The sequence below is a fragment of the Bradyrhizobium sp. SHOUNA76 genome, assembly GCF_023006445.1.
Classification (GTDB): Bacteria; Pseudomonadota; Alphaproteobacteria; order Rhizobiales; family Xanthobacteraceae; genus Bradyrhizobium.
The window spans coordinates 1-989 of sequence record NZ_JALBHA010000963.1; the positions used below are offsets into that span (position 1 = coordinate 1).

At 66.1% G+C, this 989-nt stretch carries 2 protein-coding genes; both read left to right on the forward strand.

Features of this window, described 5'->3' with window-relative positions:
* The coding region (locus tag MOV74_RS38980; protein WP_246932910.1) for a peptidoglycan-binding domain-containing protein at positions 1–284 on the forward strand (284 nt) is incomplete at its 5' end.
* Positions 285–341: 57 nt separating this feature from the next.
* Positions 342–686 (forward strand): DUF1491 family protein, encoded by a 345-nt coding sequence (locus MOV74_RS38985; protein ID WP_246932913.1) that lies wholly within the window; start codon positions 342–344, stop codon positions 684–686.
* Positions 687–989: the final 303 nt, after the last annotated feature.

Consider the following 989-nt stretch of genomic DNA (forward strand, 5'->3'; position numbering starts at 1 on the left):
TGACCAATCTGGTCAAGCAAACGACGTCGACGCCGCCGTCCGCCATGCGTCCGCCGGCCCCGATTCCCGTGCCGCAGAGCCCGGCCGCACGGCGTATCGCCGGCGTGCAGCGCGCGCTGTCCGAATTTGGCTACGGAAATTTGAAGATCACGGGCACGATGAGCGGAGAGACCCAGTCCGCGATCCAGAAGTTCGAACGCGAACACAAGATGCAGGTCACCGGCCAGCTCTCCGACCGCCTGCTGCGCGAGCTCGGTGCGGCGATCGGCCATCCCGTCGAATAATTCCCACGCGCGTGCGACGGCTGGCGCTGACTGCGCGGCTGGCCTATCGTTCGACTCATGCGTTTGAAATCCAACATATGGGTCGCGGCTTATTTGCGCCGATGCCAGACCGAGGGCGTGTTCGGCGCGGTGCGCCGTCGCGGTGCCGAGGAGGCGGGCGCGGTGTTCGTGAAGGTGTCGCTGCTGGACGGCCAAGCGATGCTCTACGTGCCGGCCCCGCAGACCTCCTACGACGACGGTCGCCCCGTCGATCGCTTCTTCGTGCCCGTCGCGCCGCAGGCCTTGCCGGAGCATACCATCGAGGAACGGCTGACCAGGGAAATCCGCTTCGATCCGGATGCATGGATCGTCGAGACTGAGGATCGCGGCGGGCGGCATTTTCTGGAACTGGCGAAGACGTAGCTGCTGCTCCGCCGTCATTGCGAGCGCAGCGAAGCAATCCAGAATGCTTCCGCGCAGGGACTCTGGGTTGCTTCGTCGCAAGGGCTCCTCGCAATGACGAGCTTGGAGTTCGTCGCGTGCCCAACGCGTAGCTTCGTAGCCCGGATGGAGCGCAGCGTAATCCGGGGGCGCTACGAGCGACAGGAGACCCGGATTGCGCTGCGCTCCATCCGGGCTACGGACTAAACCGTCTGCGCTACCGCTCCGATGATCCGTCGGTGCCGGTGCGGCGCGGCGGCATCGCACCGGGCTGCACGCCCGGCC

Bases quoted from the DNA above. Each gene is read 5' to 3' on its own strand.
- MOV74_RS38985 (WP_246932913.1), top strand. From the start codon at position 342: ATGCGTTTGAAATCCAACATATGGGTCGCGGCTTATTTGCGCCGATGC.